Below are 22,210 nucleotides of genomic sequence, written 5' to 3' on the forward strand. Positions count from 1 at the left end.
GTGTGACAGTGAGGGAGCCCGGGTCGGACTGCACGCGAGGAGGAAGACATGGGCATCTTCGACAGGTTCCGGCACAAGGCGCACGAGTCGGGCGACCCGGCCGGGCGCGCGGCGCTCGCCCACGACGAGGCCGCCGACGCCTTCGGCGACACCGCCGAGAAGAGCCGCATGGAAGCCCAGCACCAGGCCGAGCAGATGGAGGACGACCGCCGCGCGGCGGCCGACATGACCGCCGAGGGCGATCCCTGGGACTGACCGACCCGACCGCGAACACCGATCCGCACCCGAGGGGCACGGCCGCCGGCCGTGCCCCTCCGTGTGCGCTCTGTCCCGCGCCCCGTCAGCTGCGCGGCGGCAGCGGCGGACGCCGCAGGTCGGGCCGGGGCGTGCTGCCCGGCGGCGGCACGGCCGCGGGGTGCTCCGCCAGCCGCTCCATGACCAGCTCGACCGCGGCCGCCAGGTCGGTGTGCTCGCCGCGGGCCCAGCTGTGCGGGGTGCGCAGCACCTCCACGTCCGGTTCGACGCCGTGGTTCTCCACCGACCAGCCGATGCCCTCGGTGAACCAGGACGCGTTCTTGGGCACCGAGATCTGGGTGCCGTCGCCGAGCACGTGCCGGCCGGTCATCCCGACCACGCCGCCCCAGGTGCGGGTGCCGACCACCGGGCCGAGCCCGAGCAGCTTGATGGCGGCGATGATCACATCGCCGTCGGAGCTGGTGGCGTGGTCGGCCAGGGCGACCAGCGGGCCGCGCGGCGCGTCCCTGGGCCAGCGCACCGGGTGCCGTCCGCGGGTGAAGTCCCAGGCCAGCACCCGGCGGTTCAGCTTCTCCAGGACGAGTTCGGAGACGTTGCCGCCGGCGTTGCCGCGGACGTCCAGGATCAGCGCCGGCTTGGCCAGCTCGCTGCGCAGGTCGCGGTTGAACTGGGCCCAGCCGGATCCGCCGAGGTCCGGGATGTGCAGGTAGCCGCACCGGCCGTCGCTGAGTTCGCGGACCAGCTTGCGGCGTTTCACCACCCAGTCCTGGTAGCGGATCGGCCGTTCGTCGGTGAGCGGGGTGACGGCGATCCGCCGGATCCGGCCGGAGTCCTTGCAGCGCAGGGTGAGTTCGACGGTGGTGCCGCCGGTGCCGGCCAGCAGCGGGCCCGGGCCGCGCACCGGGTCCGGCGGCCGGCCGTCGACGGCGATCAGCTCGTCGCCGTTCTGGATGCCGAAGCCGGCCAGCGGCGCCCGGGCCCGCGGGTCGGAGGACTCCCCGGGCAGGATCCGGTCGACCAGCCAGCGGCCGTCCGGGTCGCGGTGCGCGTTCGCGCCGAGCAGGCCGAGCGGCTGCTGGAGCAGCTGCGGGCCCTCGCCGCGCCGCGAGGGCGTGACGTAGGCGTGCGAGGTGCCGAGTTCGCCGAGCAGCTCGCGCAGCAGGTCGGCGAAGTCGTCGGGGCCGGCGATCCGCTCCAGCAGCGGCTCGTACTGGGCGACCAGCTCGGGCCAGTCCAGGCCGCACATGTCCTCGTCCCAGAACTGGTCGCGGACGATCCGGGCGGCCTCGTGGTAGGCCTGCCGCCACTCGGCGGCGGGGTGCACGATGTGGGTGATCCGCCGCAGGTCGACGGTGATCGGGGAGCCGAGCGGCAGCGGGTGGAGCTTGAGCACGCCGGCGGAGAACACCAGGACGGAACCGCCGTCGCCGGAGACCGAGAATCCGTCCAGCTGGTCGGCGACGGTCGAGCGGGTGCCGTGGGCCAGGTCGAAGTACTCCAGCGAGGGCTTGCCGGAGGTGTCGGTGGGGCTGGCGAAGGTCTGGCCGAGGGCGCCGGAGATCGGCCAGCGCAGCCAGAGCACCCCGCCGCGGACGGGCGCGGTCGCCGAGTACTTGGACGCGGTGACCGGGAAGGGCACCAGCCGCTTGGTGAGGCCGTCCTGGTCGACGGTGACGGTGCCGTCGCCGGTGGCCTCGTCCGGGTCCAGCCCGACCGCGGGGCGGCCCTCCACCGGGGCGGCGAACGGGGACGGCGTCTCCGCGGAGAGCGGGACGAGGTACGGGCGGCAGCCGAGCGGGAAGGACATGTCGCCGGTGTGCACGTCGTGCACCGGGTCGAAGCCGCGCCAGGAGAGGAAGACCAGGAAGCGGCCGTCCCGGGTGAAGACGGGGTGCTCGTCCTCGAACCGGCCGCCGGTGACGTCCACGATCCGCTCGGCGGTGTCCACCCGGGTCAGCCGGATCGCCCGCAGCGACCGCCCGGCGACCGGCTGCGACCAGGTGAGCCACTGCGAGTCCGGGGAGAAGGCGGGGCTGCTGACCGGCCCGAACTGCGAGGACGCCACCTCGCGGACGTCCCCGCCCTCGGTGGCGACCAGCAGCAGCCGCCCGTCCGAGGTGGCCACCGCGAGATGGCGGCCGTCGGGGGCGGCGGACAGCTCCTGGACGTGTCCGATGCGGCCCGCGGCGATCCGGCGGGACGGGCCGCCGTCGCTGCCGCGGGACGGCAGCGGGGCGATCTCGACGGCGTCCTCGCCCTCGGCGTCGGTGATCCAGGCGACGTGGCCGCCGAAGGCGGGCAGCACCGGCAGCCGGGTCCGCACCCCCGGCGTGTCGGCGAGCACCCGGGCCGGGCCCTCGCGGTGGGTGAGCCAGTACAGGCTGCCGCGGATGTTGACCACGCCGGCCCGGCCGGTCGGGTCGCAGACCAGGTCCTTGACGTTCAGCGCCGCCGACACCTGGTACGGGCGGCGGCCGGCCCGGGCGCCGCCGAGCGGGACGTCGAGGCGGTGCGGGGCGGGCGAGTCCAGGCCGTCCAGCAGCCAGAGGTCGCCGGCGTGCTGGTAGACGATCCGGGTGCCGTCCGAGGCCGCCTCGCGGGCGTAGTAGGAGGCGTGATCGGTGTGCCGGCGCAGGTCGGAGCCGTCGGGGCGGCAGGAGTAGAGGTTGCCGACGCCCTCGTGGTCGGAGAGGAAGGCGATCCGCGGGTCGTCCGGCTCGCCGACCGGCATCGGTGAGGCGAGGTGCCCGGTGTGGCCGGGCAGCAGCTCGCCGTGGTCGAGCCAGAGCCGGCCGGTGGCGCCGCCGCGGTAGCGCTTCCAGGAGGCCGGGCCGTGCGGTGCGGCCGAGGTCAGCAGCACGGTGTGCTCCAGCCCGACCTGGGCGTCGTTGACCGGCCCCCAGGGCATCCGGCGGCCGGGGGCGCCGTCCGGCGGCAGCGCGTACGCCCAGGTGTAGTGGGCGAAGGGCTCGTGGTACGAGGTCACGGCGAGGACCTGGCCGTTGGGCAGCCAGCCGCGGACCCGGGTGTCGTGGCTGCCCCAGAAGGTGAGCCGGACGGCCTCGCCGCCGTCCACGGGGGCCGTCCAGACCTCGGGCGTGAGCGCCTGCCAGCTGGTCCAGGCGACGGTGCGGCCGTCGGGGGAGAGCCGGGGGTGGCTGACCCGGACGCGGTCGCAGCTCACCCGCCAGGCGCGTCCGACGCTGCCGTCCGGGTGCAGCGGTGCCACCCACACGTCGTCCTCCGCGGTGAAGGTGAGCAGATCACCGCGAACGTGGGGGTACCTGAGATATCCGGACACTTCTCCATGGTTCGGCCGCCCGGGGGGCCGCGCAACCCGCCGCCCTACTCGGCCTGCGACGACGGGCCCTGACGGTGCGCCGACTCCATTGACAGGGCCGCGGGAATTCCGCTTCAGTGGTCTAGTCCAAGAGTGGTCCAGTCCAATGCGGCGCCTCCTGCCGCGGCGGCTGCACGCCCGGCCGGCCCCCACCGCGCCTGGACACCCCCATGTCTCACGGCTGTCCCACGGCAGGAGCATCCCCCACATGCGCGCTACCTCAAGACCCTCCCACGCCGCACCGCCCGGCCGCCGCATGCTCGCCGCGGTCACCGCCTGGACGGTCGCCGCGGCCGGCGCCGTCGCGCTGACCGTCGGCCTCGCCAACTCCGCCAGCGCCGGCGAGTTCCTGGCCAACGGCGGCTTCGAGAGTGGTTCGCTCGCTCCGTTCAGCTGCACCGGCGGCACCGGCAGCGTCGTCACCGGCCAGTCCCACACCGGCAGTTACGCCCTCGCCGGGGCCGCCTCGGCGAGCGACAACGCCCAGTGCACGCAGACCGTCGGGGTCGCGCCCAACACCGCCTACACGCTCAGCGCCTGGGTGAAGGGCGCCTACGTCTACCTCGGCGTCGACGGCGGGGCCTCGACCTGGACGCCGAGCACCGGTGGCGCCTACCAGAAGCTAACCGTCAGCTTCACCACCGGCGCGAGCCAGACCAGCGCCACCGTCTTCACCCACGGCTGGTACGGCCAGGGCACCTACTGGGCCGACGACATCTCGCTGGACGGCCCGGGCGCGCCCTCGCAGCCGCCCACCTCCCAGCCGCCGACCTCTCAGCCCCCGACCTCGCAGCCGCCGACCTCGCAGCCCCCGACGTCCCAGCCGCCCACCTCCCAGCCGCCGACCACCCAGCCGCCCGGCGGGGGACTGCCCGCGCATGCCCTCGTCGGCTACCTGCACGCGAGCTTCGCCAACGGCGCCGGCTACACCCGGATGGCGGACGTGCCGGCCTCCTGGGACGTCATCAACCTGTCCTTCGGCGAGCCCACCTCGGTGACCTCCGGCGACATCCGGTTCAACCGCTGCCCGGCCACCGAGTGCCCGACCGTGGAGTCCGACGCCGACTTCAAGGCGGCCATCGCCGCCAAGCGCGCCCAGGGCAAGAAGGTGCTGATCTCGATCGGCGGCCAGAACGGCCAGGTCCAGCTCACCACCACGGCCGCCCGTGACGCCTTCGTCTCCTCGGTCTCCGCGATCATCGACAAGTGGGGCCTGGACGGCCTCGACATCGACTTCGAGGGCCACTCGCTCTCCCTGAACACCGGAGACACCGACTTCAAGAACCCCACCACCCCGGTGGTGGTCAACCTGATCTCGGCGCTGAAGACGCTCAAGGCCAAGTACGGGTCCGGCTTCGTGCTGACCATGGCCCCGGAGACATTCTTCGTCCAACTCGGCTACCAGTACTACGGATCCGGCCCCTGGGGCGGCCAGGACCCGCGGGCCGGCGCCTACCTGCCGGTCATCCACGCCATGCGGAACGACCTGACCCTGCTGCACGTCCAGGACTACAACTCGGGCTCCATCATGGGCCTGGACAACCAGTACCACTCGATGGGCGGGGCGGACTTCCACGTCGCCATGACCGACATGCTTCTCAAGGGCTTCCCGGTGGCCGGCAACACGGCGAACGTGTTCCCCCCGCTGGCCGCCTCCCAGGTCGCCATCGGCATGCCCGCCACCACCAACGCCGGCAACGGCTACGTCGCCCCGGCCGAGGTCAACAAGGCGCTGGACTGCCTCACCAGGACGGTCAACTGCGGCAGCTACGTCCCGCGCAGCGGCGCGCAGCCGAACCTGCGCGGCCTGATGACCTGGTCGATCAACTGGGACCGCTTCGGCGGGCAGGAGTTCTCCAAGAACTTCGACGCCTACTTCGGCTGACCCTCGGCACCGGGCCCGGGGCGGAGCCACCGCCCCGGGCCCGGCGTCGTTGACGCCTCCCGGAACGGCGGCCGATCATGGGGGCAGCCCGACCACCACCAGGGAGAGCCCATGACCGGCCCGCTCGTCCTCGGCCTCGACGCCGGCGGCACCGGCAGCCGGGCGGTCGTCGCCGATCTGCACGGCCGCGTCCTCGGCCGGGCCCGCGGCGAGGGAGCCAACCCGGTCGCGCACGGCCGGGCCGCCGCCGCCAGGGCGGTCGGCGCCACCGTGCGGGCCGCACTCGCCGGCCTGGACCCGTCCGAGGTCGCGGCCGGCGTGGTCGGCCTGGCCGGCGCCCTGGTCGCCGAACCCGGACTCGACGGCCTCTGGCCCGAGGTCGGACTCACCGTCACCCCGCGCACCACCAGCGACCTCGCGCTCGCCTACACCGCCGGCACCGGCAGCCCGGACGGCTCCGTACTGATCGGCGGCACCGGCGCGGTCGCCGCCGAGGTCCGCGACCACACCCCCGTCCGGCTCGCCGACGGCCACGGCTGGCTGCTCGGCGACCTCGGCTCCGGCCAGTGGCTCGGCCGGGAGGCCGTCCGCCTCGCGCTCGCCGCCGTCGACGCCGGCCGGCCGCTCACCGGCACCGCGGCGGCGGCAGCCGAGGCCCTCGCCGGACGGTCCTCCGGGGACGGCCTGCGGGCCGCCCTGCTCGGCGCGGTGTACGCCGAGCCGCCCGTCCGGCTGGCCCGACTCGCCCCACTGGTGCTGGACGCGGCCGCCGCCGGGGAGAGCGAGGCGAAGCGGCTGGTCGACGAGGCGGCCGGCCATCTGCTGGCCACCCTGGGCACCGTCCGCCCGGCCGGTTCGGCCCGGCCGGTGGTGCTGGCCGGCGGGGTGCTCGGCCCGGGCACACCGCTGGCCGACGCCGTCCGCACGGGCGTGGCCGCCCGCTGGCCCGCCGCCGAGGTCCGCACCGCTGGCAGCACCGCCGGAGCCGCCGCCTGGCTCGCCGCCCGCACCCTCGGCCGCACGGCCGCCACCGAGGACCTCCACCGAGCCCTGGTCGCCTCCGGCACGTAGGGAGCGCCGTCAGAGGTCATGGGCGCGCCACAAGGGGCGGCCTTCGTCCCCGGAACGGTCCCGGGAACGCCGAAGGCCCCCCGCTTCCGCGAGGGGCCTTCGACCGTCTGTGCGCCGCCAGGGACTCGAACCCCGGACCCGCTGATTAAGAGTCAGCTGCTCTAACCAACTGAGCTAGCGGCGCCTGCTGACGTGGACAACCATACACGCTCCCGCAGGTCGGACGCACATCCGTATCCACCTGCCGTTCAGTGCAGCTTCTCCCCGGCGGCCAGCATGGCCACGAACTTCTCGATCCGCCGGGCGCGGGTCTCCGGCCGCTTGGCCTCCTGCACCCGGTGGAGGATCGAGTACCGGTTGGCGCCGTCCAGTGCGGTGAAGTTCTCCGCCGCGGCGGGCACGGCCGCCAGGGCCGCGGCCAGGTCCTCCGGCACGGTCGCTGAGCGCGGGCTGTCGTAGGCGGCCTCCCAGCGGCCGTCCGCCCGGGCCCGCTCGACCTCGGCGAGGCCCGCCGGACGCATCCGGCCCTGCGCGGCGAGCGTCTCCGCCTTCGCCCGATTGATCTTGGACCACCGGCTGCGGGCCGTGCGGGGCGTGAACCGCTGCAGCCAGTACCGGTCGTCGAAGGAGCGCTTCTGCCCGTCGATCCAGCCGAAGCACAGGGCGGCGTCCAGCGCCCCGGCGTAGTCCAGCGAGGTGACGCCCGGGGCCTTCTTGCGGAGCTTCAGCCAGATCCCGGGGGAGGAGTCGTGGTGCGCGTCGAGCCAGGCCTCGAACTCCTCGGCGGAGTCGAAGGCGAGCGTGTCCTGCGAGTCGGCCATGCCCGCAGTGAACCACAGGGCACCGACAGATGAGACGGGATCAGGTCCGGGGGACGACCACCGCGAGCGTCCCGGCGCCCGGCGGCCGGTGGGCGGCGGCCTCCTCCAGTCCCAGGACGGTGTCCGGCACCAGTCGGAAGGCGCCCTCCTCCCACAGCTCCACCATCTCGCCCAGCTCGGCGGACTCGGCGGCGCCGACCGTCCGGCCGACCGGCGGCACCGGCGAGGCCACCCGTTCCGGGCCGCCCGCCAGCTCCGGCCAGAGCGGGGCCGTGCCCGCGCCGACGGCGTCCAGCACCGCGTCCACGCCCTGCGGGGCGGCCGCCCGGACGCGCTCGGCCAGCTGCGCCCCGTAGCCGATCGGCACGGCGCCGGACTCCCGCAGCGCGGCGTGCTCCCGGACGCCCGCGGCGGTGACCGGCAGCAGCGCCGCCTCGGCCCAGGGCAGCGCGGCGGGCCGGTGGGCCACCCGGTCGGCGTCCGCGGCGGCGTACTCGGCGCACGCACCGGAAGGGCAGTGCCCGAGCACCTCGTCGCCGACCTCCAGGCCGTACGTGCCCGGGCCGAGCTGCACCACCACCCCGGCGAACTCGGTGCCCGGCACCCCGGCCGGCGTACCGCCGACCGGTGGCAGACCGGCCGCCTCCACCCGGACGAGGACCTGCCCGGGGCCCGGTCGCGGCACCACCGCCTCGACCGTCCGCGCGGTGCAGGCCGCACCGCCGGGCCCCGGGTACTCCAGCGCCCGCACCGGCGACCTCCCGTTTCCGCTCCCGTCCCCGCACCCGGCGAGCCGCGCCGGGCGGGTGCTTTGTCACATTTATGCTGATCTGCGGGGTAGGGGGCCGCATGTCGCACGGACACCGGGGTGTACGGACACAGGGAGTGGATGGGTGGCCCAGCTGTCGCTGCTGTTCCTGGTGCTGCTCGCCTCCGTGGTGACGATGCCGCTGGCCCGCCGCATCCACGTGCCGCAGCCGGTGCTGATGACCCTGCTCGGCCTGGCCATGGCACTCGTCCCGCAGATCCCCGACGTGCGGGTCGACCCGGACTTCATCCTGCCGCTGGTGCTGCCGCCGCTGATCTTCGCGGTGGCCCGGCGCTCCTCCGTCCGCTACTTCCGCGCCAACATCCGGCCGATCCTGCTGCTGGCGGTCGCCCTGGTCGCCGCCACCACCACCGTGGTGGCCGCCGTCTTCCAGTGGCGGGTGCCCGGCCTTCCGCTGGCCGCAGCGGTGGCGCTCGGCGCGCTCGTCTCGCCGCCCGACCCGGTGGCGGCGGTCGCGGTGGCCGGCTCGGTCGGCCTGCCGCGCCGCCTGGTCGCGGTGCTGGAAGGCGAGGGACTGTTCAACGACGTCACCGCGATCGTCATCTACTCGCTGGCCATCGAGGCGGTGGTCAGCGGCCACTTCTCCACGGCGGACGCCGCCCTGCGCCTGGTGCTGTCCGCCGTGGTCGCCGTCGTCCTCGGGATCGCCCTGGGCTGGCTGAACACCTGGCTGGCCGGCCGACTCGACGACCCCACCCAGCAGGTCGCGCTCAACCTGCTCGTCCCGTTCGCCGCCTACGCCCTCGCCGAGGAGGCGCACGGCTCCGGCGTGCTCGCCGTGGTGGTCTGCGCGCTGTATCTCGCCGACCGGGCAGCCGACGCGGACGACGTGTCCTTCCGGCTGGTCGGCAACGCCTTCTGGGAGATCGTCGAGATCCTCATCACCGGGGTGGCCTTCGGCCTGATCGGCCTGGAGCTGAGCACCGTGCTGGCCGACGTCCGCTCCAGCTGGCGGGGCATGCTCGGCGACACCGCATGGGTGATCGCCGCGGTGGTGCTCGTCCGGCTGCTGTGGCTGCTGCCCGCCGCCTGGATCTCCGAGCGGCTCACCCACGGCGAGGAGGACACCCCGATCAGCTGGCGCGAGACGGTGGTGCTCTGGTGGTCCGGGATGCGCGGGGTCGCCACCGTGGCGCTCGCCCTCGCGGTGCCGCTCACCGTGCACGGCGGCGGGCCCTTCCCCGCCCGCAGCGAGATCGTCTTCGTCGCCTTCTCCGTGGTGCTGTTCACCCTGCTGGTGCAGGGACTCTCGCTGCCCTGGCTGGTGCGGCTGCTCGGGCTGCGCGACCACCCCGACGTCCACGACGAGGCGCTGCGGGTCCTGCGCTGGCGGGCCGCGAAGGCGGGACTGCACCGGCTGGAGGAACTGGAGGAGGAGCGCCGCCTGCCCGCCGAACTCGTCGACCGCCTCCGCGAACGCCAGCACGACCGGCTCGCCCGGCTCTACCCCGAGCGGTACGAGGAGGACGAGGCCGCCGAGGCCAAGCGCCGCCTCGCCCGCTGGCGGCAGGCGGCCGAGGTCGAGCAGGAGATGATCGCCGCCTCCCGCCGGGAGGTGCTGACGGCCCGTGGGGAACCCGGCGGCGATCCCGAGATGGCCGACCGGGTCCTGCGCGAGCTCGACCTCCGCTCGGCGCGCAAGTGAGCGGGCCGCCCGGGGATAGGCTGGCCGCGGGCAAGGCCGTCAACGGAGTCGGCGCCAAGCACCACGCTGCCGCCGGACCTCGCGCACCCTCCCGCCGGGCCCTGCAGGTATCGCATCCGGATGATTCAAGGAGCAACCGATGTCGGAGAACCGTCCCGGCTCTCGCATCCCCCTGGACCGCACGCCCCAGTGGGCCGCGCTGGCCAAGCACCGCGAGGAGCTGGGCGAGCAGCACCTGCGCGGGCTGTTCGAGGCCGACCCCGAGCGCGGCAGCCGGTACACCCTGACCGTCGGCGACCTGCACGTCGACTACTCCAAGCAGCTGGTGACCGACGAGACCCTCGCCCTGCTGCGGGAGCTCGCCGAGGCCACCGGCGTCGCCGCCCTGCGCGACGCCATGTTCCGCGGCGAGAAGATCAACATCACCGAGGACCGCGCCGTCCTGCACACCGCGCTGCGCGCCCCGCGCGACGCCGTGGTCGAGGTCGACGGCGAGAACGTCGTCCCCGCCGTGCACGCGGTGCTCGACAAGATGGCCGCCTTCGCCGACCGCGTCCGCAGCGGCGAGTGGACCGGCCACACCGGCAGGCGCATCCGCACCGTGGTCAACATCGGCATCGGCGGCTCCGACCTGGGCCCGGCCATGGCCTACGAGGTGCTGCGCTCCTTCACCGACCGCGGCATCGACGTCCGCTTCGTCTCCAACGTGGACGGCGCCGACCTGCACGAGGCGCTAGTCGGCGTGGACGCCGCCGAGACGCTGTTCATCGTCGCGTCGAAGACCTTCACCACCATCGAGACCGTCACCAACGCCGTCTCCGCGAAGAACTGGCTGCTCTCCGAGCTGAGCGCGGGCACCGACGCGGTCGCCAAGCACTTCGTCGCGCTCTCCACCAACGCGCAGGGCGTCGCCGACTTCGGCATCGACACCGCCAACATGTTCGAGTTCTGGGACTGGGTGGGCGGCCGCTACTCCTACGACTCCGCCATCGGCCTCTCGCTGATGATCGCCATCGGCCCGGAGCAGTTCCGCGAGATGCTGGACGGGTTCCACCTGGTCGACGAGCACTTCCGCACGGCCCCGCCGGAGCGGAACGTGCCGCTGCTGCTCGGCCTGCTCGGCGTCTGGTACGACAACTTCTTCGACGCGCAGTCGCACGCAGTGCTGCCCTACTCGCACTACCTCTCCAAGTTCACCGCCTACCTGCAGCAGCTGGACATGGAGTCCAACGGCAAGTCCGTGGACCGCGAGGGCCGGCCGGTGACCTGGCAGACCGGTCCGGTGGTCTGGGGCACCCCGGGCACCAACGGCCAGCACGCCTACTACCAGCTGCTGCACCAGGGCACCAAGGTGATCCCGGCCGACTTCATCGGCTTCGCCAAGCCGGTCGAGAGCCTGCCGCCCGGCCTGGTCGCCCAGCACGACCTGCTGATGGCCAACTTCTTCGCCCAGACCCAGGCGCTGGCCTTCGGCAAGACCGCCGAGGAGGTCGCGGCCGAGGGCGTACCGGCCGAGCTGGTGCCGCACAAGACCTTCCGCGGCAACCACCCCACCACCACCGTGCTGGCCGCCGAGCTCACGCCGTCGGTGCTCGGCCAGCTGGTCGCGCTCTACGAGCACAAGGTGTTCGTCCAGGGCGCGATCTGGAACATCGACTCCTTCGACCAGTGGGGCGTCGAACTGGGCAAGGTGCTGGCCAAGCGGATCGAGCCGGTGCTGCTGACCGGCGAGGGCACCGAGAAGCTCGACAGCTCCACCGCCGAGCTCGTCGCGCGCTACCGGACACTGCGCGGCCGCTGNGCCCGCGGGCCGCGGGGCCGTCCCGGTCGGGGCGGCCCCGCGGCGTGTTTCTGCCGGTGCTGGCCGGTCGGTCCAGGGGCGTTGGGGGCACCTCCGGTCGGGAGTGGCGTTCCTGACGAATCCGGCTCACCCCTGTTCCGCACGGTGTCCCGCATCCGCATTGCGCAGTTCCCCGTGCCTCTCTGAGGCACCCTCACGCCTTGAAGACACGCATCAGTTCCTGACGACCGGTCAGCGACCCGCCGTCCAGCAGTTCGGGCAGCCGCCCGGCAGGTCCGACGGGCAGCAGGCCGAGGGCGGCGACGTCGGCCCGGCCGAGGTGTGCGGCGATCCGGTGGCGGTCGCCGGGCCCGGCGGTGCAGGGGTGCGGCGGAGCTCGGCGGAGCGGGGGACCAGCGCCAGCAGCACGATCAGCGCCGCCCCGCCCAGCACCGCCAGGGCCACCAGCACCCGGTGGCGCCACACGGCGATCCGGTGCGCGCGCAGCGCGGCCGCCTCCAGGCCCTCGAGCTCGGCGCGGAGCCACTCCTCCCAGCCCGGCGGCGTACTGTGCGCGGGATCGTCGGGCGCCATGGACCGCGAGGGTAGCAGTCGTGGACGTACCACGGAACGCCGAAGGCCCCCCGCTCTCGCGGAGGGCCTTCGACCGTCTGTGCGCCGCCAGGGACTCGAACCCCGGACCCGCTGATTAAGAGTCAGCTGCTCTAACCAACTGAGCTAGCGGCGCCTGCTGACGTGGAAGACTCTAGCAGCGGCCCGGGGCGGAGCCAAAATCGGATACCGCCGGGCGGGCTCAGGCCGACGGAGCCGGGTGCAGCGCTCCGGCAGGCTCCTCCGCGGCGGCCCGGGGGAGTGCCGGAGCGGCCGTCGCGCGGGCCTCGCCCCGCGCCGCCCGGACGCAGGCCCACAGCACCACGGCCGCCCCCGGCAGCCACGGTTCGCGGGAGTCCGGGGCGACGATCCAGCGGCCCGCGCCCAGCCCGGGCGAGTCCGGGGCGTCCACCATTCGCTGCACCGGCGGCACGGTCACCGCGTCGCCCTTGCCGTGGCAGAGCAGCGGCGGGACGTCGCGCGCCCACTCCTCCCAGGCCAGCAGGGTGCGCAGCCGGGTCGCCGCGCCCGGCTGGACGAACAGCAGGGTGCGTCCGCGGAAGGCGGCGACCGGGCCGCAGCCCGGGCCGGAGGACCACAGTTCGTCCAGCACCCGGCGGCCGAACAGCGACGGCATGCTGATCACGTCGAAGGCGCGGCCGCAGGGCAGCACGGTGGATGCCCAGGGGCGCGCCTCCCACAGGGCCCTCATGGAGCGCGGGTACTCGCTGGCGGAGGCCAGCCAGGCCTCGCCGGCGACGGTGACGTACTCCACGGATTGATACGTCCAGATGTCCACCCCAGCAGCGTGGACCTTGCCGCCGCCGGAACGGGCGGAAAACGGCGTTCGCCGGACACCGCCCCGCACCGCGGCGTACCCTTACCGGCCGCATATGCCAGGGGCCCGGTTCGGCCGCGCCGGGGGGCGGCTCAGTGTTCCGCGCTGCGCTGCTTCTGGAGGCCGCGACCGTACTCGACCATGCGCACCGCGTAGTCGGGCGTCCAGTCCGCGCGGGCGGCGATCTCCGCCGGGGACAGCGCGTCGAAGCGGCGGGTGTCGGCGAGCTGCGCGGCGGCGATCGCCTGGAAGTCGGTGGCGCGCTCCGCGGCGGCCCGGAAGGCCAGGGCCAACTCAGTGGAGCGGCGCAGCAGTTCGGCCGGATCGTCGATGGACTCCAGATCGAAGAAACGCTCCTGCTCCGGCTCGTCGGCCTGCGGCTCGAAGAGCAGCTGGGCCGGCCGCAACCGACGTGCAGGGGTGCCCTGGCCCGGGGCGGCCTGCGCGGGGACACCGCTCTGGTCGGACGCCTGCGCATGGGGATCGGGCATGGACGGACACCTCCGGAGACGCTGGTGGCAGGAAAGGGCCGTCGTCCATTGTCGCGCGGCGGCGGCCGGTAGCGGAACGGTGTGCACCAGGTCGCTATTCCCGGTCGGGGCGCACATGTCACCTGCGGCGCGCCCCCGACCCGGCCGGTGCCCGCCGTCAGGACAACGGCACACGGTGCGCGGCCAGGTGCGCCAGCACCGCGTGGTTGGCCTCCCAGCCGTCCGGGAACTTCACCGCCACTCCCAACTGCACCGGTTCGGTCGACGGGTGCTCGTCGAGCAGCTCGGCGATCCCCGCCCGGGCCACCACGATGCAGGCGTGCCGGTGCCGCGAGGCCAGCACGCACAGCCGGCCGGTCTCCAGGTGGAAGGCCGTCGCGTCGGGCCGCCCGGAGAGCGGGTGCAGCACCACCGTCACGTCGTACTCGCGGCCCTGCAGCCGGTTCGCGGTGTCCACCGTCACCGCCGGACCGGCCGCCGGGTCCACCGGCACGTCCAGTGCGGCCAGCGCCTGCCGGACGGCCGCCGCCTGGTCCCGGTGGGCGGTGCCCACCGCGATCCGGCCCGGCGCCACCGGGGCGGAGCCCTGCTCGGAGTGCGCCGTCAGCCCGCGGTCCAGCAGCCGCCGGACCACCGCCGCCACCGCCGCCACCGCCTGCGGGTCCGTCCGCACCGTGTGCCGCGCGGGCAGCTCCAGCAGCGCCCAGCCGCTCTCCACCGCCTCGTCGATCGCCGCGTCCACCGGCGAACCGTCCGCCCGGACGGCGGCCGCCAGCCGCCGCTCGCCCGGCCCGGTACCCGAACGGAACGGCGTGTACGGGTAGAACGCCGCCGAGATCAGCGGCGCCGCCGAGGCCGGCAGCCGCCAGGACACCGGCAGCCGGTGCGGCCGGATCGCCGGGTTGTGCGCCAGCAGCGTCACCACCGCACTGCTGGACGGGTCGTACGACAACCCCGCCCACTGGTCGGTGCCAACCACGGTGAACGGGTCCAGCTGGCCGGGGTCGCCGACGAACAGCGCCCGCTCGAACAGCCGGGCCACCGCCAGCAGCGCGTCCGAGCGCATCTGGTACGCCTCGTCCACGATCGCGTGCCGCCACGGCGCCTCGGTGCGCACCCACTGCCACTTCGCCGCGGTGGAGACCACCACGTCGTGCTCCAGCAGGTCGGCGACCTTCTCCGAGGCCGTCACGTTGCCGTGCCGCAGGGCCTCCGGCGCCGGGCGGGAGTCGCCCGCGTGCAGTCGGCCGATGCTGAGGTCCGGCCCCTTGGCGGCCAGCCGGTCCACCAGGTCGTCGACCTGGCTGTTGGTCTGCGCGACGATCATCAGCCGTTCGCCGGAGGCCACCAGCTCCCGCGCCGCACGCACCACCAGCGTCGACTTGCCCGCACCCGGCGGGGAGTCCACCACCACCCCGCGCGGCGCACCCGGTGCCGGCCGCACCGAGGCCTCCAGGATGGCCGCCACGGCGGCGTCGGCCACGGCGCCGGGCGCCTGATCGGCAGTCATGCCCGCGGTCATTCCCACTCTTCCGTACTGCTCGCCGACATCGGGGCGGCGCCGGGCGGGCCGCCGTGCGTCCACGGGGTGTCCTCCGGGTCCGGCAGCGGCGCCGACTGGCGGGGCGTCAGCTCGAAGAGCGTGAACACCACCCGCTCGCCGACCTCCGGCAGGCTGCCCGGCTCCGGCTCCTTGCGCCGGCCCATCCCCGACACCACCCGCACCGTGACGGTGCCCCCGTCCGGGTCGAAGCCCGCGACCACCCCGCGCTGCGGCGTCGCCGCGCCGACCCGGTGCACCTCCCGCCCGGCGTCCGCATGCGGACGGTCCGCGGTGTGCACCACCAGCAGCGGCCGCGGCTTCGCCGACCGGCCCGAGGTGTCGTACTCCGGCACCACCGCGACCACCTCGCCCGCGAAGGCCTCGCCGGCCAGCCGGTGCTCGGCCATGGCCAGCGGATCGTCCAGCGCCTCCTGCACCTCCAGCCGGACCTGCTCGCGCTCGCGCTGCGCCAGCTTGCGGGCGGCCGTCACCGCGTCGTCCTGCTTGGGCTGCGGCGGCTCGCCGGCGGCCAGCCGGTCCCGGTGGCCGGTGAACGACCAGCGGTCGCCCTCCCAGCGCTCCGCGACGTGCCCGCCCTCCGGCAGCGCCCGCAGCAGGTCGAGCCCCTGCCAGACGTCCGCCCAGGTGGGCAGCAGCACCTGCTCCAGCACGCCGTGCAGCTGCTCGGCGGCCCGCTTGACCAGCAGCTCCGCCCGCGCGGCGTCGGCGGGGGCGGCCGCCCGGGCCGCGGCCAGCGCCGCGTCGTGCCGGGCGATCGCGGGCGCCAGCACCAGCTCGTCGAACTTCGGGTCGGTGGCCGGACCGGCCGACGGCCGCACCAGCTGCCCGTGCGCGTCCCGCTCGCTCTCCGCCCGCTCGGCGGCCTCCGCGCCGGTCAGCCCGGCCGGCGGGACGTGCCAGGCCAGCAGGGCGGCCAGGTGCTGGTCCTCGAGGTGGCTCTGCCCGGTCGCCCAGTGCCGGGACAGCAGCGCCGTCATCGGCAGCAGCAGGCTGGACCCGGGCACCTGCGCCCGATCGGTGAGGTGGGTCAGCCAGCGGCCCAGCAGCGGCACCTGGGTGGGTGCCGGGTAGGGGCCGGGATCGGCGTCCTCCGCGGTACGGCGGAAGCGCGTGGAGCGGCCGATCAGCGCCAGGTGCTGCACCGAGCCGGTGTTCGGCACGATCAGCTGCGGCGCGTCGGCGCACAGCTCCCGCACCACCGGGGTCCGCTCGCCCGTCCCGGCGTCCCGCTCGGTGCCCTCGACGTGCTCCACCTCGTCGGCGAAGGACTCCAGGTACGGCAGCAGGTCCGCGCCGAAGCGCGCCAGGAAGTCGAAGCGCTGGTCGCGGTTGAGCGGCTGCGGCACGATGTGCAGCCGCGGAGCCTCCCGGTCGGTGCCCAGCATCACCGCCAGCGGCGCACCGGCCTCGCCCGCCGCGGCCAGCGGCACCACGACCATCGGACGCTCCGACAGGTGGCGGTGGCGCACCGTGGCCAACGGCTCGGCCCGCCCGCTGCGGACGGCCTGCAGCCGGGCCAGCGTGGAGAGCAGGCTCACCGGCCCCACCGCCGGCGGATCGCGCGGCTCACCGGGCCGCCCGGCCGAGGGCCTCGGCGCGCAGCGCGGCCGCGTAGCGCAGCCGGGCGGAGGCCTCGTCGGCCTCCGCGTCCGCCGTCCCGTCGCCCGGCCCCGCGTGCGCGGCGGCCAGCGCCGCGCCGACCGTGCGGATCGAGCCGAGCTCGCCGCGCACCCCGCGGCCGAGCTGGTCCACCGCGTCCGAGCAGCGGGCCTGGGCACGGCAGTGGAAGCCCAGCTCGCAGGTGGAGAGGCAGTCCGGGCTGTACGCGGCAGGGACGGAGCCCACCGCCGCCGCCAGCTCCTCGGCCGGCCGGGTCGGCGCTCCGCCCTCGTCCGGCACCAGGTCGAAGCTGGTGCCCTCCGGCAGGGCGGCCACCAGCTGCCCGATGCCGGTCATCCGGGACAGCTGACGCCGGGTGGTGGCGAGCTCGCGGCGGACGTCCACCGCGGCCGCGGTCGGCCGGTTGGAGAAGTCCTTCGGGCAGACCAGCAGCACCGTCGTCGACGGACTGCCGGGCAGCTCCTGCGCACGGTACGGATCCGACTCGGCCGGCACCCCGGCGAGCGCCGCCGCCGTCTCCTGCAGCGCCAGCACGTACACCGCCGCCTGGCGGGCCGCGGCGCCGACCTTGGCCGGGTCGGCGGAGCCGTCCAGCACCGGGAAGGACTTGATCTCCACCACCGTGCAGCGGCCGCCGTGCACCAGCACCGCGTCCGGCTCCAAGTGGGCCGGGCTGCCGGCCACCGTCAGCCGGAGCATCGGGTGGTCCAGCAAGGTCCAGAGCGAGGGGTCGGCCGCCGCCTCGGCGAGCGCCTCCCGGGTGCGCTCCGCGCGCACGGCCGGCGAGGAACGCCGCAGCAGGTCCGGCACGGCGAGCGCGGTGCCGCTCTCCTCCGGCAGGCCGAGGTGGCGGCGGAGCGGTTCGAGCAGGGCCGCGTAGCCGTCGTCCTTCAGCCGGGCCTCGAAGACGTTGCCGCGGGCGAGCGCGAACGGGGACTGGCCGAACGGCGCCGGCCGCCCCAACTGCCGGGCGACGGCGCCCTTGTCGACGCCGGCGGCGTCCAGCAGCGAGCGGCGGCGGCAGCCCGGATTGGCGGCGAGCGCGGCGAGGGCGCGGGCGTCGAGACTGCGCTGCGGCGCCCGGCCGCGCAGCTCGGAGAGCCGCTGCGCGAGCGGCTCTGACTGCCCCAGGAGCGAGACGTTCATGGTGCGGCCCAGTGTTGCATCCGCCACCGACAATCGGGGGCGGGACCTCCGGATCGGCCGCCCTGGACGGTCCCGCACCGGCCCCGGCAGGCCCCCACCGGCGGGTGGCCGCGGGGTGCGGGATCATGGTGACCCGGCCCTCAATGGCGAGCAGGCCGCCGCGAACCCTGCTGCGAGGAGTCCACCCATGCCCGCCCGCATCGTGCTCGTCCGCCACGGCGAGACCGCCTGGTCGGCCACCGGCCGGCACACCGGCCGCACCGACGTGCCGCTCACCGAGGAGGGCCGCGCGATGGCCCGCGCCCTCGGCAAGCGGCTCGCCCGCGACCCCTGGAACGGCCTCACCGACGCGGTCGTCTACACCAGCCCGCTCTCCCGCGCCCGCGAGACCGCCGAACTCTCCGGCTTCGGCGCCCGCGCCGTCGACCGCCCCGAGCTCATGGAGTGGGACTACGGCCAGTACGAGGGCCGCACCGGCCACGACATCCGCGAGACCGAGCAGCCCGGCTGGCTGATCTGGCGCGACGGCGTGCCCGGCGGCGAGAAGCTCTCCGAGGTCGCCGCCCGCGTCGACGGCTTCCTCGACGAACTCCGCGGCACCCACGGCGTGCCGCACCCCGAGACCACCACCATGCACGCCGCCGACTGCGACGTGGTGCTCTTCGCCCACGGCCACCTGCTGCGCATCCTCACCGCGCGCTGGCTCGGCCTGGCGCCCGAGAACGCCCAGCGCTTCAAGCTCGGCACCGCCGCCCTCTCGGTGCTCTCCTGGGAGTACGGCCTGCCCGCCGTCGAGATCTGGAACGACCACAGCCACCTCGACTGACGGCCGCACCTGACGGTCCGTCCCGCACGGACCGTCAGGCCGCCCCCATCGCACCGTCGTACACGGCCAGGAAGTCCGCCACCTCCGGCACCGCGCGGTGCCCGCGCAGCCGCCCGGCGGTGCCCGCGAGCATCGCCCGGATCCGCGCCGAGCGGACTCCGCCGAGCAGCGCCACCGCCGCGCAACCGTGCTCCGCCGCCCCCGCCAGGTCGCCCAGGCCCAGCCGGTCGTGCGCCAGCTCCGCCGTGTACAGCGCCCGGTTGCGGACGAACTGCGGCTCCTGCAGGGCCATCGCCAGCTCCGCCCGCCGCCCGGCGAGCTCCCACTCGCCCAGCGCGGACCAGCACTGCGCCTGCAGCCCGGCCAGCTCCGCGTCGCCGAAGAACGACATCCACTCCGGGTCCGCCTCCGACGGCCCCCGCTCGAACAGCGCCGACGCCCGCGCCAGCGCCCGCTCGCAGGACGGACGGTCCCTCAGCACCGCCCAGCCGCCGGCCTCGCGCAGCGCCAGCAGCGCCAGCAGCCGGTCCGACCCGAGCCCCCGCGCCGCCGCCTGCCCGGCCTGCGCCGCCCGCAGTGCCTCCCGCGGCCGCCCGGCGTCCCGGGCCAGGAAGGCGCTGTTGCAGAAGACGTGCGCCTCCAGCGCCGCGTCGCCCGCCATCCGCGCGCTGGCCAGCGCCTCCGAGTAGAACGACCTGGCGTCCGCGAGCCGGTTCGAGTCGTGCGCCAACCAGCCCACCGAGATCGCCAGTTCACCGGCGCTCGACTGCAGCCGGCGCTCCGCCGAGGCCGAGTACAGCCCCTCGTTCAGCAGCACGTACGCGCTGCGCAGCGACTGCCCGGCCTGCTCGAACAGGGCGTCCGCGCCCTGCGCGTCGTCCAGCCGCCGGATCTCCCGGACGGCCCGCTCGACCCCCTCGATCTCGGCCGTACCCACCCGACGGGGCGCCGGCACGGGCAGCGGGGACGGCCCGGCGAAGGCGGCGGCCGGGTCGGCGCCGTCCAGGCCCAGCACGGCCGCCAGGGCGGTCGGACCGCCGGTCAGGAACGTACGGCGGTGCACGTCGTCGTTCTCCTCGTCACAGTGGTGCGGAACGCCGGGAGCGGGCCCGGCCGGCGCCGCGGCCTCCACCGGGCGGCCGCGGAGGGACGTCCGCGGCACGAAGCCCAGGTCGGCCAGCGACCGGCCCGGCCACATGTGCCGGAACACCCGCTCGTAGGCGTAGTTGGGGCAGCGGATCTCACCCGACTCGACCCGGCCGACGTAGCGCGCGTCACAGGACACGTGCTCGCCGATCTCCCGTGCCGCCCGGCGCACCGCGGTGGCGAACTCCCCGGGGGAGAGGTCGCCGCGCAGCTCGCGCATCACGGTGTTGGGGACGGCCGGCTCGGGCCTGGGCCCGCCGGGACTCCTGGCTGCCATGGCTGCGCTCCGAGAGTCGTGCAGGGTGGCGCCGCGGCGAATGCCGCGCCTGAGGGCCGGTGGGGGGCCGCTCGGTGCCGCCACGACAGTACCGGCAGTCACCGACCGGATGCGGCGAGTGAGGGGAACCCTGTGGGGCAAATGCGGACGAACCGTACGGCGGTGCCGGGTTCTGCCATGAAATGCCATGTCTTGCTGTAGACGCGCCCGTGGCCTTGCGTGCCCTCCCCGCGTTGTCCTGTTACGTGGAAGCCCCGCATCCCGTCCCCCCACGCGATCGGGCCGGGGCGTCCGACCTGACGACAGGAGGTCCCCAATGGCCGCCCGAGCACCGCAGCACCGCAGGCCGAGCGTCCCCGGGCTGCCCGCCGGAGTGGCCCCGGCCCTGCTGCCGGAGGGCACGGACGGCACCCGGTCGGCCGGCGGGGGCGGCACCACGGGCGCCCGCCCCGGGCAGCCGGCCGCCCGGGGCGCGGCCGGGGTCGGCTACGACACCGTCACCGTTTCGGTGCGGCACGGGCTGGAGGCCGTCGACATCCTGCGGCTCCGCGGTGCCTGCGGCGCCGTCCTGCAGAGCCGCGGCGGCGCCGCCGTCTCCTTCCTCGTCCCCGCCGGCACCTCACGCGCCTGGCACCTCCCCGGCAGCTCCTGCAGCCCCGGCGCTGTCCTGCTGCCCGCCACCGACCCCCGCTGGATCATGGCACCGGCGGGACCGCAGGCGCTGGCCCGGCCGACGGACGCGTGGGTGCTGCGCTCGGCCCTCTGCGAAGCCGCCTGCACCCTCACCGCGGGCGGCCTCGGCCCCTTCTGAGGCGAGCCGACGCGCGGGGCGGCTTCGGTGGTGCACCGCGCCGCCCGCGCCCCGGTGGCGTGCCCCGAGCCGGAGGTGCACGTCGATAATGGGTGCATGGGACGTGGCAGGGGCAGAGCCGAGGCGGCGCCGGAGACGACGGGGGCGGACGGGCGGAGCCACCGGCAGGGGCCGCTGACGGTTCGGGTGGACTCCGGGACGGCCGAGCTGCGGCCCGACCGGGACCGGCCGCGGGCCTGGCAGCTGCTGCTGGACGGAGCCCCGCAGTCCCTGGTCGATCTGGCGGACCCGACCCACCTCGGCTTCGAGTACCAGCGCCGGATCGGCCACCTGATCGACCTCGCCGCGCCGCCCGGCCGCCCGATCACCGCCCTGCACCTGGGCGGCGGCGCCCTCACGCTGCCCCGGTACGTGGCGGTGACCCGCCCGCGCTCCCGTCAGCAGGTGGCGGAGATCGACACCGCGCTGACCGGGCTCGTCCGCACCGAACTCCCGCTGGAGCGCGGCTGGCAGATCAAGGTGCGCGGCGCGGACGCCCGGGCGGTGCTGGAGCGCGCCCCGGAGGGCGGCGCCGATCTGGTCGTCGCCGACGTGTTCTCCGGCGCGCGGGTGCCGGCGCACTGCGCCACCGTGGAGTTCGCCGCGCTCGCCGCCCGGGCGCTCGCCCCCGGCGGGCGGCTGGTGGTGAACCTCACCGACGGTTCGTCACTGGCCTTCGCCCGGGCCCAGACCGCGACCCTGCTGGCGGTGTTCCCGGAGGTGTGCCTGGTGGCGGACCCGGCGGTGCTGCGCGGGCGCCGGTTCGGGAACCTGATCCTGGTGGCCGGGACGGCGCCGCTGCCGTTGGAGGAGCTGGGCCGCAAGGTCGCCTCGGACGCGGCCCTGGGCCGGGTCGAGCACGGTCGCGCCCTGACCGACTTCACGGCCGGAGCCGCTGCGGTCACGGACGCCTCGGCCGTCCCCTCCCCGGCGCCCCCGCCGGGCGTCTTCCACTGATCCGGCCGCACCCTCTGGACCCTGGGGGCCTTTTGTGCCCGCGTCCGTCAGTGCCCGCTGGGCAGTCCGCGGTGCTTGTAGGTGGCGAGCGCGGTGAGCAGCAGCCCCGCCAGGATCGGGACGGCCACCGCGACGGCGTCCGCGCCCTCGGCCCGGACGGTGGGCGCGGCACCGAAGGCGTCCTCGCCCGCGGCGGGCCGGGGCCGCTCGGCGGAGGTCCCGCGGGCGTCGGCGGCGGCTGCCGGCCGTGCCGCAGG

At 75.4% G+C, this 22,210-nt stretch carries 18 protein-coding genes, 2 tRNA genes and 1 pseudogene; 8 read left to right on the plus strand and 13 right to left on the minus strand.

Features of this window, described 5'->3' with window-relative positions; all coding sequences use genetic code 11:
* Positions 1–48: 48 nt before the first annotated feature.
* Positions 49–255 (plus strand): hypothetical protein, encoded by a 207-nt coding sequence (locus tag KSNIM_RS24225; RefSeq protein WP_263105257.1) that lies wholly within the window; start codon positions 49–51, stop codon positions 253–255.
* 85 nt (positions 256–340) lie between these two features.
* Here KSNIM_RS24225 and KSNIM_RS24230 read toward each other — a convergent pair whose 3' ends face one another.
* A complete protein-coding gene (locus KSNIM_RS24230; protein ID WP_263105258.1) occupies positions 341–3,556 on the minus strand; it encodes a S41 family peptidase in 3,216 nt (1,071 codons plus the stop codon).
* Positions 3,557–3,803: 247 nt separating this feature from the next.
* Here KSNIM_RS24230 and KSNIM_RS24235 point away from each other — a divergent pair, with 247 nt between their 5' ends.
* Both KSNIM_RS24235 and KSNIM_RS24240 read left to right on the plus strand, forming a co-directional pair.
* Positions 3,804–5,480, plus strand: coding sequence for a chitinase (locus KSNIM_RS24235; RefSeq protein WP_263105259.1), 1,677 nt, complete (start codon positions 3,804–3,806; stop codon positions 5,478–5,480).
* 111 nt (positions 5,481–5,591) lie between these two features.
* Positions 5,592–6,551 carry an N-acetylglucosamine kinase gene (locus KSNIM_RS24240; protein WP_263105260.1) on the plus strand — a complete coding sequence of 320 codons (960 nt, stop codon included), beginning with the start codon at positions 5,592–5,594 and terminating at the stop codon, positions 6,549–6,551.
* A gap of 110 nt (positions 6,552–6,661) precedes the next feature.
* Here KSNIM_RS24240 and KSNIM_RS24245 read toward each other — a convergent pair.
* The 3 genes from KSNIM_RS24245 to KSNIM_RS24255 form a co-directional block, all read right to left on the minus strand.
* Positions 6,662–6,735 (minus strand) — tRNA-Lys (locus KSNIM_RS24245).
* A 64-nt stretch (positions 6,736–6,799) separates the two neighbouring features.
* Positions 6,800–7,372 carry a YdeI/OmpD-associated family protein gene (locus KSNIM_RS24250; protein WP_263105261.1) on the minus strand — a complete coding sequence of 191 codons (573 nt, stop codon included), beginning with the start codon at positions 7,370–7,372 and terminating at the stop codon, positions 6,800–6,802.
* Positions 7,373–7,412: 40 nt separating this feature from the next.
* Positions 7,413–8,123 carry an alcohol dehydrogenase catalytic domain-containing protein gene (locus tag KSNIM_RS24255; protein ID WP_263105262.1) on the minus strand — a complete coding sequence of 237 codons (711 nt, stop codon included), beginning with the start codon at positions 8,121–8,123 and terminating at the stop codon, positions 7,413–7,415.
* 142 nt (positions 8,124–8,265) lie between these two features.
* On the opposite strand from KSNIM_RS24255, the gene KSNIM_RS24260 reads away from it, so the two are divergent.
* Complete coding sequence (locus tag KSNIM_RS24260) at positions 8,266–9,846, plus strand: Na+/H+ antiporter (RefSeq protein WP_263105263.1); 1,581 nt, start codon at positions 8,266–8,268, stop codon at positions 9,844–9,846.
* Positions 9,847–9,985: 139 nt separating this feature from the next.
* Positions 9,986–11,644, plus strand: a pseudogene (gene pgi, locus KSNIM_RS24265) (glucose-6-phosphate isomerase); the annotation flags it as partial.
* A gap of 234 nt (positions 11,645–11,878) precedes the next feature.
* Here the strand turns inward: pgi and KSNIM_RS24270 are convergent.
* The 7 genes from KSNIM_RS24270 to KSNIM_RS24300 form a co-directional block, all read right to left on the minus strand.
* The gene (locus KSNIM_RS24270; RefSeq protein ID WP_263105264.1) at positions 11,879–12,220 is read right to left on the minus strand and encodes a hypothetical protein; all 342 of its coding nucleotides are present in this window, start codon (positions 12,218–12,220) and stop codon (positions 11,879–11,881) included.
* A gap of 80 nt (positions 12,221–12,300) precedes the next feature.
* A tRNA-Lys gene (locus KSNIM_RS24275) sits at positions 12,301–12,374 on the minus strand.
* 66 nt (positions 12,375–12,440) lie between these two features.
* Positions 12,441–13,037 carry a bifunctional DNA primase/polymerase gene (locus KSNIM_RS24280; protein WP_263105265.1) on the minus strand — a complete coding sequence of 199 codons (597 nt, stop codon included), beginning with the start codon at positions 13,035–13,037 and terminating at the stop codon, positions 12,441–12,443.
* Positions 13,038–13,168: 131 nt separating this feature from the next.
* A complete protein-coding gene (locus tag KSNIM_RS24285; RefSeq protein ID WP_263105266.1) occupies positions 13,169–13,567 on the minus strand; it encodes a hypothetical protein in 399 nt (132 codons plus the stop codon).
* A gap of 157 nt (positions 13,568–13,724) precedes the next feature.
* Positions 13,725–15,077 carry an AAA family ATPase gene (locus KSNIM_RS24290; RefSeq protein ID WP_263105267.1) on the minus strand — a complete coding sequence of 451 codons (1,353 nt, stop codon included), beginning with the start codon at positions 15,075–15,077 and terminating at the stop codon, positions 13,725–13,727.
* An 8-nt stretch (positions 15,078–15,085) separates the two neighbouring features.
* A complete protein-coding gene (locus KSNIM_RS24295) occupies positions 15,086–16,669 on the minus strand; it encodes a hypothetical protein (RefSeq protein WP_263105268.1) in 1,584 nt (527 codons plus the stop codon).
* 28 nt (positions 16,670–16,697) lie between these two features.
* The gene (locus KSNIM_RS24300; protein WP_263105269.1) at positions 16,698–17,897 is read right to left on the minus strand and encodes a hypothetical protein; all 1,200 of its coding nucleotides are present in this window, start codon (positions 17,895–17,897) and stop codon (positions 16,698–16,700) included.
* A 187-nt stretch (positions 17,898–18,084) separates the two neighbouring features.
* On the opposite strand from KSNIM_RS24300, the gene KSNIM_RS24305 reads away from it, so the two are divergent.
* Positions 18,085–18,723: a histidine phosphatase family protein gene (locus KSNIM_RS24305; RefSeq protein WP_263105270.1), complete on the plus strand. Its 639-nt coding sequence runs from the start codon at positions 18,085–18,087 to the stop codon at positions 18,721–18,723.
* A 34-nt stretch (positions 18,724–18,757) separates the two neighbouring features.
* Here the strand turns inward: KSNIM_RS24305 and KSNIM_RS24310 are convergent, their stop codons facing one another.
* The gene (locus KSNIM_RS24310) at positions 18,758–20,146 is read right to left on the minus strand and encodes a tetratricopeptide repeat protein (RefSeq protein ID WP_263105271.1); all 1,389 of its coding nucleotides are present in this window, start codon (positions 20,144–20,146) and stop codon (positions 18,758–18,760) included.
* Between the two features lie 316 nt (positions 20,147–20,462).
* Between KSNIM_RS24310 and KSNIM_RS24315 the strand changes: the two genes are divergently transcribed.
* Positions 20,463–20,957, plus strand: a complete 495-nt coding sequence (locus KSNIM_RS24315; protein ID WP_263105272.1) for a hypothetical protein — start codon at positions 20,463–20,465, stop codon at positions 20,955–20,957.
* A 96-nt stretch (positions 20,958–21,053) separates the two neighbouring features.
* Complete coding sequence (locus KSNIM_RS24320; RefSeq protein ID WP_263105273.1) at positions 21,054–21,953, plus strand: spermidine synthase; 900 nt, start codon at positions 21,054–21,056, stop codon at positions 21,951–21,953.
* 47 nt (positions 21,954–22,000) lie between these two features.
* Here the strand turns inward: KSNIM_RS24320 and KSNIM_RS24325 are convergent.
* The coding region (locus KSNIM_RS24325) for a hypothetical protein (RefSeq protein ID WP_263105274.1) at positions 22,001–22,210 on the minus strand (210 nt) is incomplete at its 5' end.

Source organism: Kitasatospora sp. DSM 101779 (assembly GCF_025655475.1).
Taxonomy (GTDB): Bacteria; Actinomycetota; Actinomycetes; order Streptomycetales; family Streptomycetaceae; genus Kitasatospora.

Bases quoted from the DNA above. Each gene is read 5' to 3' on its own strand.
- KSNIM_RS24240 (WP_263105260.1), top strand. From the start codon at position 5,592: ATGACCGGCCCGCTCGTCCTCGGCCTCGACGCCGGCGGCACCGGCAGC.
- KSNIM_RS24285 (WP_263105266.1), bottom strand. From the start codon at position 13,567: ATGCCCGATCCCCATGCGCAGGCGTCCGACCAGAGCGGTGTCCCCGCG.
- KSNIM_RS24225 (WP_263105257.1), top strand. From the start codon at position 49: ATGGGCATCTTCGACAGGTTCCGGCACAAGGCGCACGAGTCGGGCGAC.
- KSNIM_RS24250 (WP_263105261.1), bottom strand. From the start codon at position 7,372: ATGGCCGACTCGCAGGACACGCTCGCCTTCGACTCCGCCGAGGAGTTC.
- KSNIM_RS24235 (WP_263105259.1), top strand. From the start codon at position 3,804: ATGCGCGCTACCTCAAGACCCTCCCACGCCGCACCGCCCGGCCGCCGC.
- KSNIM_RS24310 (WP_263105271.1), bottom strand. From the start codon at position 20,146: ATGGCAGCCAGGAGTCCCGGCGGGCCCAGGCCCGAGCCGGCCGTCCCC.
- KSNIM_RS24270 (WP_263105264.1), bottom strand. From the start codon at position 12,220: ATGGCGCCCGACGATCCCGCGCACAGTACGCCGCCGGGCTGGGAGGAG.
- KSNIM_RS24320 (WP_263105273.1), top strand. From the start codon at position 21,054: ATGGGACGTGGCAGGGGCAGAGCCGAGGCGGCGCCGGAGACGACGGGG.
- KSNIM_RS24290 (WP_263105267.1), bottom strand. From the start codon at position 15,077: ATGACTGCCGATCAGGCGCCCGGCGCCGTGGCCGACGCCGCCGTGGCG.
- KSNIM_RS24305 (WP_263105270.1), top strand. From the start codon at position 18,085: ATGCCCGCCCGCATCGTGCTCGTCCGCCACGGCGAGACCGCCTGGTCG.
- KSNIM_RS24315 (WP_263105272.1), top strand. From the start codon at position 20,463: ATGGCCGCCCGAGCACCGCAGCACCGCAGGCCGAGCGTCCCCGGGCTG.
- KSNIM_RS24300 (WP_263105269.1), bottom strand. From the start codon at position 17,897: ATGAACGTCTCGCTCCTGGGGCAGTCAGAGCCGCTCGCGCAGCGGCTC.